At 66.1% G+C, this 15,086-nt stretch carries 14 protein-coding genes; 7 read left to right on the top strand and 7 right to left on the bottom strand.

Annotation, left to right across the window (positions count from 1 at the left end; translation table 11 throughout):
- Positions 1-5: 5 nt before the first annotated feature.
- From EV675_RS23730 to EV675_RS23720, 3 genes are all read right to left on the bottom strand, one after another.
- Positions 6-1,892 carry an amidohydrolase gene (locus tag EV675_RS23730; protein WP_130360625.1) on the bottom strand — a complete coding sequence of 629 codons (1,887 nt, stop codon included), beginning with the start codon at positions 1,890-1,892 and terminating at the stop codon, positions 6-8.
- Positions 1,893-1,962: 70 nt separating this feature from the next.
- On the bottom strand, positions 1,963-2,643 hold the full coding sequence (locus EV675_RS23725; protein ID WP_130360623.1) for a hydrolase: 681 nt from the start codon (positions 2,641-2,643) through the stop codon (positions 1,963-1,965).
- Positions 2,644-2,679: 36 nt separating this feature from the next.
- A complete protein-coding gene (locus EV675_RS23720) occupies positions 2,680-3,381 on the bottom strand; it encodes a pirin family protein (RefSeq protein WP_130360621.1) in 702 nt (233 codons plus the stop codon).
- 130 nt (positions 3,382-3,511) lie between these two features.
- Between EV675_RS23720 and EV675_RS23715 the strand changes: the two genes are divergently transcribed.
- The 3 genes from EV675_RS23715 (at position 3,512) to EV675_RS23705 (ending at position 6,088) form a co-directional block, all read left to right on the top strand.
- Entirely contained in the window at positions 3,512-4,432 is a 921-nt protein-coding gene (locus EV675_RS23715) for a LysR family transcriptional regulator (RefSeq protein WP_130360619.1), read from the top strand.
- A gap of 100 nt (positions 4,433-4,532) precedes the next feature.
- A complete protein-coding gene (locus EV675_RS23710) occupies positions 4,533-5,429 on the top strand; it encodes a hypothetical protein (RefSeq protein ID WP_130360617.1) in 897 nt (298 codons plus the stop codon).
- A 101-nt stretch (positions 5,430-5,530) separates the two neighbouring features.
- Complete coding sequence (locus EV675_RS23705; protein WP_242621579.1) at positions 5,531-6,088, top strand: hypothetical protein; 558 nt, start codon at positions 5,531-5,533, stop codon at positions 6,086-6,088.
- Between the two features lie 18 nt (positions 6,089-6,106).
- Here EV675_RS23705 and EV675_RS23700 read toward each other — a convergent pair whose 3' ends face one another.
- Positions 6,107-6,853: a hypothetical protein gene (locus EV675_RS23700; RefSeq protein WP_130360615.1), complete on the bottom strand. Its 747-nt coding sequence runs from the start codon at positions 6,851-6,853 to the stop codon at positions 6,107-6,109.
- Between the two features lie 186 nt (positions 6,854-7,039).
- On the opposite strand from EV675_RS23700, the gene EV675_RS23695 reads away from it, so the two are divergent.
- On the top strand, positions 7,040-7,345 hold the full coding sequence (locus EV675_RS23695) for a hypothetical protein (RefSeq protein WP_130360614.1): 306 nt from the start codon (positions 7,040-7,042) through the stop codon (positions 7,343-7,345).
- A gap of 33 nt (positions 7,346-7,378) precedes the next feature.
- Here the strand turns inward: EV675_RS23695 and EV675_RS23690 are convergent, their stop codons facing one another.
- From EV675_RS23690 to EV675_RS23680, 3 genes are all read right to left on the bottom strand, one after another.
- A complete protein-coding gene (locus tag EV675_RS23690; RefSeq protein ID WP_130360612.1) occupies positions 7,379-8,065 on the bottom strand; it encodes a cohesin domain-containing protein in 687 nt (228 codons plus the stop codon).
- A gap of 1 nt (position 8,066) precedes the next feature.
- Positions 8,067-10,376 carry a PKD domain-containing protein gene (locus EV675_RS23685; RefSeq protein WP_130360610.1) on the bottom strand — a complete coding sequence of 770 codons (2,310 nt, stop codon included), beginning with the start codon at positions 10,374-10,376 and terminating at the stop codon, positions 8,067-8,069.
- Positions 10,377-10,699: 323 nt separating this feature from the next.
- Complete coding sequence (locus tag EV675_RS23680) at positions 10,700-11,524, bottom strand: IclR family transcriptional regulator domain-containing protein (RefSeq protein WP_130360608.1); 825 nt, start codon at positions 11,522-11,524, stop codon at positions 10,700-10,702.
- Positions 11,525-11,658: 134 nt separating this feature from the next.
- On the opposite strand from EV675_RS23680, the gene EV675_RS23675 reads away from it, so the two are divergent.
- The 3 genes from EV675_RS23675 (at position 11,659) to EV675_RS23665 (ending at position 15,029) form a co-directional block, all read left to right on the top strand.
- Positions 11,659-13,074 carry a phenylacetate--CoA ligase family protein gene (locus tag EV675_RS23675; RefSeq protein ID WP_130360606.1) on the top strand — a complete coding sequence of 472 codons (1,416 nt, stop codon included), beginning with the start codon at positions 11,659-11,661 and terminating at the stop codon, positions 13,072-13,074.
- Positions 13,071-13,931 (top strand): amidohydrolase family protein, encoded by an 861-nt coding sequence (locus EV675_RS23670; RefSeq protein ID WP_130360604.1) that lies wholly within the window; start codon positions 13,071-13,073, stop codon positions 13,929-13,931. Before EV675_RS23675 ends, EV675_RS23670 begins: the two co-directional genes overlap by 4 nt.
- A gap of 102 nt (positions 13,932-14,033) precedes the next feature.
- Entirely contained in the window at positions 14,034-15,029 is a 996-nt protein-coding gene (locus EV675_RS23665) for a Bug family tripartite tricarboxylate transporter substrate binding protein (RefSeq protein WP_242621578.1), read from the top strand.
- The last annotated feature ends 57 nt before the right edge of the window (positions 15,030-15,086 follow it).

Genomic DNA, 15,086 nt, shown 5'->3' with positions numbered 1-15,086 from the left:
TCTCCTCAGACCGCCCAGCAGGAGCAGCCCAGCGCCCCGAAGAAACCCCGGACATCGGACACGGGCAGCCTGGACGCCCAGGCCCGGGCATGCTCGTGCCCATGCAGGCCGCAGGCTTGCGCGCAGCCGCACGCGGCCACCCGGCGGTAGCCCAGCGAATGGCGGCCCGCGCCCTCGGGCTCGCCCCAGGCGGCATAGCCGCCGAACAGGCGGGCCGGCGACCAGTCCGGCATGGGCGGCGGCAGCGGGTTCTCGTCCAGGCCGGCGAAACCGCCCGCGCCGTAGACGATACGGCCGCCCACCATGGTCAGCTCCGAGGTCAGGAAAGAAATCTCGTCCTCGGCGCAAGCGAAGAAATCCTTGTCGGGCACGATCAGGTCGGCCAACTGCCCCGGCGCGATGCTGCCCCGCCGCCCTTCCTCGTTCGAGAACCAGGCCACCTTCTCGGTCCACATGCGCAGCGCCGTCTCGCGATCCAGGCAATTGCGCCGCGGATACAGCGACAGCCCGCCCACCGTCTTGCCGGTGATCATCCAGGCCAGCGACACCCAGGGGTTGTAGGACGCCACGCGCGTGGCGTCGGTGCCCGCCGATACCTTCACGCCCTTCTCCAGCATGCGGGCGATGGGCGGCGTGGCCTCGGCCGCGGCGGCGCCGTAGCGTTCGACGAAATACTCGCCCTGGTAGGCCATGCGATGCTGCACGGCAATCCCCCCGCCCAGCGCGGCGATACGGTCGATGGAGCGATCGGAAATGGTCTCGGCATGGTCGAAGAACCAGTTCAGGCCCTTCAACGGGATCTCGCGGTCGACCTTCTCGAACACGTCCAGCGCACGCGAAATGGTCTCGTCGTAGGTAGCGTGCAGGCGCCAGGGCCAGCGGTTCTGCGCCAGGATGCGCACCACCTCTTCCAGGTCGCCTTCCATCTGCGGCGGCATCTCGGGGCGGGGTTGGCGGAAGTCCTCGAAATCGGCGGCCGAGAACACCAGCATCTCGCCCGCGCCGTTGTGGCGGAAGTAGTCGTCGCCCTGCTTGTACCGCACGCTGGAGGTCCAGTTCAGGAAATCCTCCTTCTCGTGCTTGGGCTTCTGCGTGAACAGGTTGTAGGCCAGGCGCACCGTCAACTGGCCGTCATCGGCCAGTTTCCGGACCACCGCGTAGTCGTCGGGGTAGTTCTGGAATCCGCCGCCGGCGTCGATCACGCCCGTCACTCCCAGCCGGTTCAGCTCGCGCATGAAATGCCGCGTGGAGTTGACCTGATAGTCGAACGGCAACGTGGGGCCCTTGGCCAGCGTGGCGTACAGGATCTGCGCGTTCGGCGTGGCCAGCAGCAGCCCCGTGGGATTGCCCTGGGCGTCGCGCGTGATCTCTCCGCCCGGCGGCTCGGGCGTGTCCTTGGTATAGCCCACCGCGCGCAGCGCCGCGCCGTTGAGCAGCGCGCGGTCATACAGGTGCAGCAGGAAGACCGGCGTGTCGGGCGCCGCCGCGTTGATCTCGGCGATGGTCGGCAGGCGTTTCTCGGCGAACTGGTGCTCGGTGAAACCGCCCACCACCCGCACCCACTGCGGAGGCGGCGTGATCGCGACCTGCCGGCGCAGCATGTCCATCGCGTCGGCCAGCGAGCGCACGCCGTCCCAGCGCAGCTCCATGTTGAAGTTGAGCCCGCCGCGTATCACGTGGGTATGGTTGTCGATCAATCCTGGCAGCACGCCGCGGCCGCCCAGGTCGATGACGCGGGTCGCCGGCCCGGCCAGGGCCATGACCTCGCGGTCGTCGCCCACGGCCAGGAAGCGCCCGTCCTTGACGGCGGCCGCGGTAGCCGACGGGTTCGCCCGGTCCAGCGTGGTGATGCGGCCGTGCCGCAGGATAAGGTCGGCGGTGGAAGCGCTCATGACTGCTCCTCGCTGGATCGAATGGTTGCGCGGGCTGGCCGCGGCCGGTAACCGGCACGCGCGCGGAGGTTTACCTGGCCGGGTTGGGGCCGATCCGCTCGCCGTGCTGGACGCGCTCCGCGCCATTGTGCACGTGGGTGATGGCATAGTCGATGCCCATGCCGTAGGCCCCCGAGTGTTCCTTGACGATGCCGGTCACGGCGTCATAGGTTTCCTTGCGAGCCCAATCGCGCTGCCATTCCAGCATGACCTGCTGCCAGGTCACCGGCACCGCGCCCGCCTGCACCATGCGGTCCATCGCGTACTTGTGCGCATCCAGGGACGTGCCGCCCGAGGCATCGGCCACCATGTAGATCTCGTAGCCGCCCTCCTTCATCGCGCACAGCGCGAAGGTGGTGTTGCAGACCTCCGTCCAGAGCCCCGACACGACGATCTTCTTGCGGCCACTGGCGGCCAGCGCGTCGCGCACGTTCTGGTCGTCCCAGGAGTTCATCGAAGTGCGTTCGAGAATCCTGTTCTGCGGAAACACCGCCAGCAGCTCGGGATAGGTGTTGCCCGAGAAGCTGTCGGTTTCCACCGTGGTGATGGTGGTCGGGATATCGAACACCCTGGCCGCCTTGGCCAGCGCCACGACATTGTTCTTCAGGACCTGGCGGTCGATCGACTGCACGCCGAAGGCCATCTGCGGCTGCTGGTCGATGAAGATGATCTGGCTGTTCTGCGGGGTCAGGACGTCGAGATAGTGGGACATGGCGGTTCTCCGTTGGGGAAACGATCAGCAAATGTGTCAGCCGGCCACGTCCACGAGGACGAGTTCGGCATCTTCGATCGCGGTCAGGCGTATCACGTCCTCGTCCCGGATCGCGGCGCCGTCCCGCGCCTGCAACTCCACGCCGTTGACGTCCACGCGGCCGGTGGCCGGCACCAGGTAGCCGTAGCGGCCGGCTCCCAGGCGGTACTCCGCGGTCTCGCCCGCCTTCAGCGTGGCGCCGGAAACCCGCGCATCGGCGCGAATGGGCAGGGCATCCTCGTCCCCCTGCATACCGCTGGCCAGCGCGACGAACTGGCCCGAGCGGTCGCCCTTGGGAAACGGCTTGGCGCCCCAGGACGGCTGGCCGCCCCGGCTGTCCGGGAAGATCCAGATCTGGAAGATGCGCGTCACGCCCGGCTCCAGGTTGTATTCCGAGTGCCGGATGCCCGAGCCCGCGCTCATGACCTGGACGTCGCCCGCCTCGGTGCGGCCACGGCTGCCCAGGTTGTCCTGGTGAGTGATGGCGCCTTCCCGGACATAGGTAATGATTTCCATGTCGGCATGGGGATGCGGCGGGAAGCCGGTGCCCGGGGCGATGGTGTCATCGTTCCAGACCCGCAGCGCGCCCCAGTTCATGCGGGCCGGGTCGGCGTAGCCGGCGAACGAGAAATGGTGCTTGGCATCGAGCCACCCGTGGTTAGCTCCACCCAGGCTTTCGTAGGGACGACGTTCGATCATGATGTTCTCCGCTTTCGCTTGCTTCGATGAGAGAACTATAGAAACTCTTCGAGACCATTGAAATAGAATTAATTGAAAAGCATACTTTCCATTTCTTATATCTAACCCGATACGTGCCGGACACGAATCCATGAGCCGACTCCCCGACCTGGAAGCCTGGGCCATCTTCGCCAAGGTGGCCGAAACCGGTTCGTTCGCCCGGGCGGCGGCCGAACTGTCGCTGTCCCAGGCCACCGTCTCCAAGGCGGTCTCGCGCCTGGAAGGACGGATGAAGACCGTGCTGTTCCATCGCACCTCGCGCCGGATTTCCCTGACCGAAAGCGGGCTGGCCGCGCTGGAGCGCGCCTCGCGCATCCTGGAGGAAGGCGAGGCCGTCGAAGCGGAAGTGACCGAGCAGTCCAGCAACCCGCGCGGACCGATACGGATGACGGCCCCGATGTCCTTCGGCATCTCGCATGTGGCGCCGGTGCTGCCGGCGTTCATGGCGCGCTACCCCGAGGTCACGCTGGACGTCCATTTCAGCGACGAACAGGTCGACCTGATCGAAAAGCGCTTTGACCTGGCGCTGCGCATTTCCACGCTGGCCGACTCCAGCCTGCTGGTGCGCCGGCTGTGCACCGTGCGCATCCTGCTGGTGGGTTCCCCCGCCTACTTCGAACAGCATGGCCGGCCCCGGCACCCGCGCGAGCTCGCCGGCCACCGCGCGCTGCAGTATGCGTACGCGCGCGGCGGATCGAGCTGGCGATTCCGCCATGCGCGCCATGGCGAATTCACCCAGGCCATGCCCACGCCGCTGCGGGTGAACAATGCCGAGGCGCTGGCGCCCGCCTTGCGCGCGGGCGCCGGACTGGCCTTGCAGCCCGAATTCCTGGCCTGGCAGGACCTGCAGTCCGGCGCGCTGGAAACGGCCATGGACGACTGGCAGGTCGACCCCATCGCCCTGCACCTCGTCACGCCGCCGGGACGCGGCAGGCCCGCGCGCGTGCAGGCGCTGATGGAGTACCTGACCGCGCACTTCGTCGGCGAACCGTGGGCGCGGGCGCTCGACTGACCCGGCCTGCCGTATCATCGACCGATGCGGCCGACACATGCCTGACACACGCGCCGACGATCATTCCCGCGGGCGCGAGGTCCCTACAATGGAGAAAAGCATGGCATGGCTGAAGATCGCGGCGCTGGGCGCGGCGTGGGCAATGGTCGGAGCGGCGCAGGCCGACGTCCCGACGTCGCGGGAATACAAGGTGCTGCTCAAGCCCGCGCTGTTCGCGGACCATCCCAAGAACGCGTCCAACGCGTACCTGGCCGACTTGAAGGCGGCGCTGGTCTCCGCCGGCTTCGACCGCAGCGTCGACGGCAGCTTCGCCAAGGACAAGGAGCGCACCGTGCGCTTCTACGACTCGCCGGGCAGCTGCCAGTTGCGCGCCCAGTCCTATTCCTTCCGCGAACGCGTGAGCGACAAGCGCGAATCGACGCTGAAGTTCCGCTCGACCTCCCAGTCCGCGGCCGCGGGCGTCACCATCACCGGCAGCGAATCGGGCGCCGATTCCAAGTTCGAGATGGACAAGACCGCCTCGGCCACGGCCTATTCCCGTTCGACCAAGCAGAATTTCTCGAACGGCAAGAACCTGAACAAGATGAAGGACGTCACGGACCTCTATCCCGTTGCGACCGGACTCGGCATCGTGCGGGACGATCCGCTCGTCGTCGTAGGCGGCCTGTCGATCTGGGAAAAGACCTACGATGGTCCGGACAGTGACCTCGGCCAGCAGGGGGCCGATTTCACCGTCTCGCTCTGGTACCTGAACGAGAACGACAGCACGCCCGTCGTAGCCGAAGCCTCGTTCACGGTCGAGGCCAGCGGCGGCGACTTCACGAACAAGGTCACCCAACGTTCCGAACTCATCTTCAACACCATGACCCAGATGAGCTCCTGGACGGCCCCGGCCGCCATCCCGAAGACGAACTGGGTCTACCAGTACGACCCGTCGTTCTGCTCGACCAGCCAGGGCGTGTCGACGGAAGCATCGGCCTTGGCGCAGCCGTTCTGATCGCGGGCGCCCCGGCGCTGACCGGGGCGCCGCGGGTTTGCTCACACTGAAATCTTTAGTTACATTCACTCCCTCACATAAAAGCCCCGGGGGAGTTGCAGATGTTCATTCGTTCAGCCATGGCCGCGGCCTGCATCGGCACATTGGGCGCATGCGCGTCGATCACCAGCGACAGCATGCAGACCCTGCGGGTCGAGACACTCGACAAGGACGGCAAAAGCGTCGCGGGCGCGGCCTGCACACTGTCCAACGACCGTGGCGTCTTCAATGCCACGACCCCGGCCACGGTATCGGTCAGGAAGTCGTCGGAAGACCTCTCCATCGACTGCAAGAAGGACGGCGAGCCGGCGGTAGCCACCGGCAGGCTGATCTCTCGCGCCGGCGCCGGCATGTTCGGCAACATCATCATCGGCGGTGGCATCGGCGCCATCATCGACCACAGCAAGGGCGTGGCCTACAACTACCCCGACTGGGTACAACTGATCTTCGGCGAGCCTCAGGTCTTCGACCGGATGCATCGCGAGGACGGCAAGCCGACGCCAAACCTCGCGGCCGTCGAGAAAGCCAAGAACGGTCCCGCGGGCGCCGCCGAGGTTGCGCGGAACGATGCCCCGGCTGCGGCGGCTACGGCAAGCCCCGCCGGCCAGTCCGGCAACTGAGGCGACGGCTTCGCCCGCTCAGCGCCCGCGCGGACAGGTCATCGACGCCCGGTTGTCGCCGTTGAACACCAGATCGAGCTGCGGCACGCCGGTCTGCTTCACCGCATAGCGTCCGGTCGCGTTGGACAGCGGTCCGGTGAAGCTGACGCGTCCATCCTTCAGTTGATAACTGCCAGCCTTGGCGCCCACCGCATACTGGCCGCTCTTCTGTACCACGACGTCGGTGTACGCGTAGTTCAACTGGCCGGCATCGAAGGTGTAGCAGGTGTACTTGCCCGGCGCGATGTCGGTGGCCGGCGCGGACGATGGTGGCCGCGGCTGGGCCGGTGCGGGAGCGGGAGCCGGAGTCTGGACCTGCGCCGCGGTTTGCCGCCATCCGCGGCGCAGGTCGTCCAATGACTTGACGATGACCGGCGTCTGCCTGTCCAGCGTATCCAGTGTCGCGGCCGGGCATGCCCCCCGGGCGAAGCCCTTCTGGCCGGCGATGCCGGCGATGCGGGCCGATTCGTCGCGCATCGCCTGCTCGTACGCGCGCCGCAGCTTGTCACGCTGGGGCGCGGACAGGCCGGCCCCGCCTATCAATCCATCCAGCGCCCGGACGACCGGGGCGGCATCCCGCTTGCAGAAGTCCAGCGCCGCGTGGACCTGCGCGGCCTGCGTATTGGCGCTTTCGAGCATGCTCAATGGGTCTGGCTCCGCCGCCAGGCTGGTTCCGGCAACGGCCAGGCCACAGGCTAGCGGGAGGATGCGAGCAAAGGCGTTCACGGGAAGTCTCCACAGTTCTTGTCGGCATATGGCCGGCAAGTCCGTACATCGATCTTCCATGCTCCCCCGCACGGTCGGGACTTCCAGCCGCGGCCAAGCGTACCATCACCGCGCAAGGAACCGAAGCGGGAAACCGCAAGGGACTGGTAGACTCCCTCATCCTCCGGTCTTCCCAGGAGCCGTTCCATGCGCCAGGCCATCTTCGCCGGGGTGCTCGTCCTCATCGTGCTTGCCGCTTGGGCCAGGCAGCGGGGATGGATCGCGCTGCCCGACAGCTTCATGCAGGCTCTCCTGCTGTGCCTGCCGCTGGCGTTTCTTCCTCTTTACCTGCAAGGGCTGCGCGAGGGGGAACTCGTCATCCCGCCGCGCACCATCCGGCGCCGGGAAACGCCCCTGCTTTTCTGGTTCGTGGCGGTGTTCCAGGCCGTCATCGCGCTGGCACTGCTGGCGTACCTGGCCGTCCAGTTGCTGGACAGCCTGACGGCTGGATGAGCCGGCCGAACGCCGGCCCGAATCTCCTTTGTCCTACTCTCGCGGCACTGTGGCGGCCGGTATCCGGACCTCCACGGGCTGCGCCTGGCCCGACCCACTGGGAACCTGCAGCGTCACCGTACCGCCGGCCGGCCGCATCCTCCTTGCCCGCTCCACCAGGTCGGGGCTCGAAGACTTCCCGGCCAGCCCAGCCAACCGGGGCGTCGGCGAGGCCACCGCCTCAACGAAGGTCACGTCCCCGTCGTAGCTCTTGACGCCCGGTGGAATGGCCGTCGCATCCGGCATCAGGATCTCGGTCGCCTTGGCCGTGAGCGTGGTCGTGGCCCGCGCCGGACCCAGCACCTTGAAGCGGATGTTGCCCAGCGGCACGGTGCCGATGGGCTGCGTGAGCGACGTGCCGTTGACCATCACGATGTGCAGGACGTTGCCGTCCTTGCGCCATTGAACCGCCGGCGTGACGCGGCCGGCCGCGACGGGATCGATGGCCAGGATCTCCAGCGCCGCCGGATCGTAGGTAACCGTGGCATGGGCCGCCCCTACCGCCTGGGTGCCGGAGAACACGGCCACTTGTATGGTGCCTTCGGCGCCGGTCACGGCCGTCACCGAAGGATCGACGAAGAAGACATCGCCGACGAACTGGGCATGCGCGGTGCCACTCATGGCTGCCGCCAGCGGCAGACCGGCCAACAGGGACCGGAGGATGAACGAACGAATACGCATGTCATTGCACCTCGATGATGAATCGCTTGGTCACGCCCGGGGTCAGGTCGCTGCCGGACAGGGAATCCCCGCCCACCACCCTCGCATTACTGCTGAACGTGATGAAATAGGTGCCGACTCCGTCCGGCGCGGCCAGGCCGCGCATCAGCACTTCGGTCTGCCCCCCCGGGATCGGCACCGAAGCGGAAACGCTGCGCACCGGCGCACTGCTGGTCAGTACCGTCTGGCCGGCGACGATGACCTCGAAGATGTCGTCCAGCGCTGAACCGTTGTCTCCCATGGTGATCAGGACGTCCGACGTGCTGCACCCGACGATCTCGGTCGCCTTGCCCAATCCGTCGCACATCGGCCACGACGCCTCCAGCGTGGCCGTACCGACCGACGTGGGCGACGCGCTCGGGCAGTTGTAGTTCGCCGTCCCGTCCGAGTTGAAGCTGTAGCTGCCCTTGTCCGCGCTCAACGGCATCAGGACGCGATTCGCCGGCATCGTGGCCCGGCCCGCCGGCACCACCGCGCAGCGGTTGGTCACGAAACTCTCGATTGCGCCCATTACGCCGGCGGCGTCCAGCGCATTGCCGGCGGCATCGGCCAGGCCATCCAGCAGCTTCACGTAGAGATCCTCCGCATACTTCGCGAAGAAATCCGCCAGCGTGCGAGCCGCCGTATTGCTGCGCAGGATGCCCGCGACCACGCGCTTGCCGATGATCTGCTTGACCAGGTACCCCGCCCCCTGGCTGGCACCCATGCCGCACAGATGCTGCAGTCCGATGAAAGCCACTTCCGGCTTGACCAGCGCCGACTCGCCCGGCTTCAGGCTGAGGGGGCTCACGGTCAGGTACAGCTTGGGATCGATGGGCTTGACGATCTCGCCCAAGGTGGACGCCACCGACAGCGTCGCGCTGATCGGCACGCAGAACTTCACGAACGCGGCCACGGCACCGATCTCGATGGCGGGACCGTCGGCGGGAATGACCGCGCCGGCGATGAAGATGGTGGCGGTGACCGCGCTGCAAGCCGCGCTGGCGATCGACGAGGCCTCGCCCAGCATGTCGGCGGTCTTCTTCAGCCGGCAAAGCTCGGGCAGCACGAAATCGCAGATCTGGTCCGGCGAGACGGCGGCCGCCATGGGACCGGCGGCGGCATTCGCAGACACCTTGCCCAGCACCTCCTGGCTCTCGGCCTGGAATTCGCGCATGCCGTTGGCCAGCAGCGCTTTCTGGAACACCTTGGCCAGCGTGTCGCCATTGGGTCCGGCCAGCACGCGCTCGAGCTCCAGCCTGGCGTTGCCGAAGGCGCTGCGGCCGGCGGCCGCGACCTTGCGCAGTTGCTCGGCGTCCTGCGCGCTCAGGCCGCTCGGCTCGGCCACGATGGCATCGTGCTGCGCCTGCATCAGGCGATCGATCCGATCGAAGAAAGCGCGAACGTCCTGGGCCGCAGGCACCGCCGGCTGGAGCGGCGCCAGCAAGTCCAGCGCCAGGGTCTCGCTGGCCGCGCCGTTGACCGACACGACGACCTGCGCCTTGGCGTTGCGTGCCAGGCCGGCCGGAACGAGGAACGACGCGTAGCCCGGCAGCATGCGGAATACCTGGGGCGAGGCGACGCCGTCCACCTTGATGGCCACCTGGGCTTCCGGATTCAGCAGCGCCGGCGACACCATCGCTACCACCGCCCCGGGATAGGCCTGGGTGCTCAGGAGCGCGGACGGCAGTTCCTGGCCCGCGGCGGCCGCCTGCATGGCCAGCGCGACGTCGGCTTCATCGACCGTACCGTCCAGGTTGATGTCGGCACGCGCCACCTGGAGCTCATCCAGCGTGTTCAAGCCCCCGACGTACTGCCCCAGGCGCATGGCGTCGACCAGGCCGGGCTTCGCGTTGCCGGCGATGTTGCCGATCTTCGAGGGAATGCCGAACTCGGCGTACGGCGAATTGCCGGCATCCACCACCACGACTGCGGCGCTGCCTTCGGCCACGGACTGGCCGCCCGAGATGGCCTGCACGGTAGCCGTTACCGGGCCCGCCTTGCCGAAGGAAGCCGAGACGCGCTGTCCCGTGGCTCGCTGTCCATCGCTGAACGTCCAGCGGTATTGGTCGATCTTCGTGCCGTCCGTCACGGCGGACACGCTGAAGTCGACGGACTTGCCCACGGAGGCCGTGCTGCGCGCCGCCTGCGCTTCGATGACGGCTTTCGTGCTTGCCGCCGGCGGCTCCTGTGGCTTGGCCCCGTCCCCGCCGCACGCGGCCAGCGTCAGGACAAGCGCCCCCGTCAACGCAGCCAGCAGATGGCGTGCGCTCCCGCTTAATGAACCCTGCATCGGAATTCCCCCATGGATGATGCGTTTTTTTGCGGCGAAGTTTGGCAACACCGGGAGGGAATCGCAACGAAATACGACGTCTTCTTGGAAACAGGAATGATTCAAAAGCTACAAAAAGTAGCGGGCGCTCACATCCAATACAGGCGCGTAAATTTATGACAGTTCATGAAAGAGCCCCGGGCGATCTAGCGATGGCGGCAACAATCGCGATCCTGCCACGGTCTCGACGGAAAGCGGATTTGCAACCGTTTCCAATCCAGCCCATGCAGGGGCGGCCATGCACCAGGCCCGCAACGTCCTGGCGTGCACCAGCGCACCCTCAGTCAGGCCGGCAAGGCTGACGCGATGTCGGCCGCTGCCCGCTTCAATGCGGGCAGGTAATCCCGCGCCAGCGCGGCACCCTTGCCGGGCGCGTCGCGCAAGCTCAGGCTCAGCGCCGCGCACATCGCTCCCTGGCGATCCCGTACCGGCATCGCTATGGAATACAGGCCCGGCTCCAGTTGATGCGCCACGATGGCATAGCCATCCGCGACAGCCTGCCTGACGGCGGACTTCAACTCCTGCGGATCGACCACCGTGTGCGGCGTGAGCTGCTCGAGCGGTACGCTGGCCAGGTAGACGTCCAACTCTTCTTCCGGCAGCGCTCCCAGCAGAACGCGGCCAATGGCCGTGCAATAGGCAGGTAGGCGCGTACCGACGGAGCGCACCAGACTCTGGGTCGAATTGCCGAACGCATAGGCCAGATACGCCACCGAATCGCGATCCAGCACACCGATCGCGCAGGCACAGCCCGTTTCCTGCGCCACGCTGTCGGCCACGCGCTGGCCATAACGCCACCAGGGTACCGACGCCAGGTAGGCATAGCCGAGTTCCAACGTCTGGGGACGCAGCCAGTAGTACTTGCCATCGGACTCGACGTAGCCCAACGCTCCCAGGGTGAGCAGGAACCGGCGCGCCGCGGCCCGCGTCAGGCCCACGGCCTGCGCCACCTCGGAGAGCGTGCGCGACGGATGCCTTTCGTTGAATGCCCGTATCACCGCGAGGCCGCGTTCAAGCGACAGCACGTACTCCGACTTGGGGAAATCGAAGGAAACCCCCGTTCGGGTTGCCAGGGGCAGCGGGCGCGGCAATTCAGGTTTGATGGACATGACAGCGGCGATCTCTTGACCTTGATTCTGAGCGAATTGTATAGTTCCGACCAGTTCGTTTATCGATACATTCGTTCGATAAACGAACAACAAAGCAAGAAGAGCCTTTCGTCAACCCCCGCCCTGCGACCCCCATGAATGCACCCGCGCCGACAGTTCCTCGCTATTACGAATCGCTCGACTTCCCGGAACTATGGAAGGAATTTCCCACGGCGTCCGAATACCAGGACGGCGTCGCACGCATGCCAGCCGCAGAACTCCGGGCATTGCAGGAACGCCGCTTCCTCGCCCAGGTGCAGCGCGCATGGCAGATCCCGTTCTATCAACGTCATTGGAGCCAAGCCGGGCTCAAGCCGCAGCACATCCAGTCCCTAAGTGATCTTGCAGCCATTCCGCCGTTTTCGGTGCACGACCTACGTGATGCCCTCGCGCGCAACCCGCCCTGGGGCGACTTCATGGGCATCGATCCGGACCGCGACCCGCCCATGCCGTTGGTCATGCAGACCAGCGGAGGCACCACGGGCCTACCTCGCCCCATGCTGTACTCGCCCCGCGATCGCGAGGTCATGAACATCTTGACCGGCCGCCGGCTCCATATGCAGGGAGTGCGGCCCTACGATCTTGTCCAGGTGATGCTGTCGCTGGGTTTATCGAACGGAGGTTTTCTTGCCAGGGAAGGCATTTGGAAATACACCGGCGCCGTCCCGGTCATGACCGGGACCGGCGCCGTCACGCCCACTCGGCGGCAGATCGAGATCATGCAAACCTGGAAAACCACGCAGCTCGTCGCATTCCCGGCGTACCTGCGCCATATCGGGCTGCTGCTGCGCGACGAACTGCACATCGACCCGCGCTCGCTCGGCATCAAGGGATTGATCGTCCACCTGGGCGTGGACGATCGCGAGGAACTCGAAGCCTTGTGGGGCGCGCCGGTCTACGACACCTACGGAACCAACGAATGCGGCTCGTTGGCCGCCGACTGCAGCGAGCGCACCGGCATGCACATCTTTGAGGATGCGTTCGTTCTCGAGATCGCCGATCCCGACACGCTGCGGCCCGTAGCCGACGGCGAGCGCGGCGTGATTCTTCAGACCACGCTGTTCAAGCATTTCGCACCGCTGATCCGGTTCAACTCCAACGACATCTCATCCATCGTCCCGGGCCACTGCCCGTGCGGCGGCACACACCGACGCCTGTCCTGCATCTTCGGCCGAGCGGACAACATGGTGAAACTGCGCGGCACCAACGTCTTTCCCGAAGCCATAGGCGCGCTGGTGGCCGAGCATCCCTCCTCCAACGGCGAATACCTGTGCATCGTCGACCAGGATGCCACTGGCCGCGACCACATGACCGTGCTGGTGGAAACGGACCTGGGCGGGCGCGAAAGAGAGACCATGGCGGCCCAGCTCGCCGATCGCTTCAAGGAAGCGCTGGGCGTCAAGCTTGCCGTCACGACCGTGGCGCCTGGCGAACTGGATGCCCGGACAGGCCTGTCAAGCGCATCGAAAGTACGCCGACTGATCGACAACCGTCCGAAGGACAAACGATGAACATCTTCGACTGCCATTCTCACTGGGCCACCGACAAGGGCTACCTGTTCCGCACCGAGGACGAACGCGCCCAGCAGGAAAAAATCTGGCGCACGCCGTTCAAGCTGTTCACCGAGGACGAACAGGCACGGTATTTCCGCGACAACAACGCGCGCGTGATCCTCGACATATCGTGGATCAAGGAATTGCCACTGGCCGAAATGACGCCCTATCACGACTATGTACTCGATGTGCAGCAGCGCCATCGCGATGTCATGTTCGGCCAATGGATGCAGTTCGATCCCCGCCGCCACGGCCCCGCGGCAATCGAGGAGTTCCACCGATGCCTGGCACGCGGCGCAGGCTTCGTGGGGCTGTGTGTGAACGGCCAGGTTACCGGCACCCCCGCCGACGACCCCGCCTGGGAACCGTTCTACCGGGCCTCCATCGACGTCGGCGCACCGGTCATGATCCTGTGCGGTCTGACAGGAATCGGGCAAGGCTTGCCCGGCGGCAAGGGCATTGTCCTGGAGGACGGCCATCCACGCTACATCGATCGGGTCGCGGCGCGCCACCCGGATCTGAAGATCCTCGCAGCCCGGCCGGCGTGGCCGTGGCAGGACGACCTGCTGGCCATCATGCTGCACAAGCCCAATGTTCATTACGAGCTGCACGGCTGGGGGCCGCGGCAATTCACCCCCACGCTGAAAAAAGAAATCCGCGGCCGCATGCAGGACCGGATCATGTTCGGCTGCGACTTTCCCGTCCTCCGCTACGAAAAAGTAATCGCCGACTGGCAGGCCGAAGGCTATCCCGAGGCCGTCCTGCAGAAAGTCTTGCACGACAATGCCGCGCGCTATTTCGGCGCGGCGAGCTGACACGCCCCTGTTCCCCAGGCGCCGCCGGGCCGGGCAGTCAGCGACGCGCCGCGCGACGGCGAGCATCGCTTCAAGAAAGCATTAAAGATAATCGGAGACATGATGACAACTCGTGCAATGGCCGCCCACGCCTCGGGCCTGTTATTGACTCTGGCCGGACTGACTCTCCACGGTGCCGCGCAAGCCCAGGATGAAGCCAGGACGTTTCCCGAAAAAAGCGTACGCTGGGTCATTCCGTTCCCGGCCGGAGGGGCCACCGACGTCGTGGCCCGGATGGTGGCGCAGAAGCTGACCGACCAATGGGGCCAACCCGTGGTCGTGGAAAACCGGGCTGGCGCGACAGGATCCATCGGTTCCCAGTACGTCGCCGCGGCGGCGGCGGATGGCTACACCCTACTGATGGGCACCGCTTCCACCCACGCGGTGGCGCCGGCCGTCAATGCCAACCTGCCCTACAAGAACCTGGCCGACTTCACGCCCATCACCCTGGTAGCGACGTTTCCCAACCTGCTCGTCGTTCACCCGTCACTACCGGTACACAGCGTCGCGGACCTGATCGCGCTGCTGAAGGCGCACCCCGATCGCTACAACTTCGCCAGCACGGGCACGGGCGGTTCGGTACACATGGCAGGCGAGCTCTTCAAACTGAAGACCAGCACGCGCATGACCCATGTCCCCTACAAAGGAAGCAGCGAGGCCCTGGCCGACCTGCTGTCCGGGCGGGTGCAAGTGGAATTCGATAACATGACCACGGTGTGGCCCCTTGCCCAGAAGGGACGGTTGCGGGCACTGGGGGTCACGAGCCTGAAGCGGACTCCGCTGGCTCCGGATCTGCCGGCCATCGCCGAGACCGTTCCCGATTTCGATGCGCCCTCGTGGGTCGGCATCTTCGCTCCGGCCCGCACGCCGGCGGCCATCGTCCAGAAGATCGCGGCCTCGGTCTCCCAAGTCATGCAACAACCTGACGTCATCAAGAAACTGCACGAACTCGGGGCAACGCCAGTCACCGACTCGCCCGCTGCTTTTGCGGCCTTCGTCGAGCACGACACGGAACGATGGCGCGACGTGGCAGCCAAGGCGGGTATTCGCCTGGAATAGGCGGCCGAGTCCGCTGGGGAGGCTACCCCCGGTGTGTGTTGCGGTCTTTCACGGTGT

Source organism: Pigmentiphaga kullae (assembly GCF_004216695.1).
Classification (GTDB): domain Bacteria; phylum Pseudomonadota; class Gammaproteobacteria; order Burkholderiales; family Burkholderiaceae_B; genus Pigmentiphaga; species Pigmentiphaga kullae.
The sequence above is the reverse complement of the archived record's forward strand: the minus strand, read 5'-3'. Positions and strand labels throughout refer to the sequence as shown.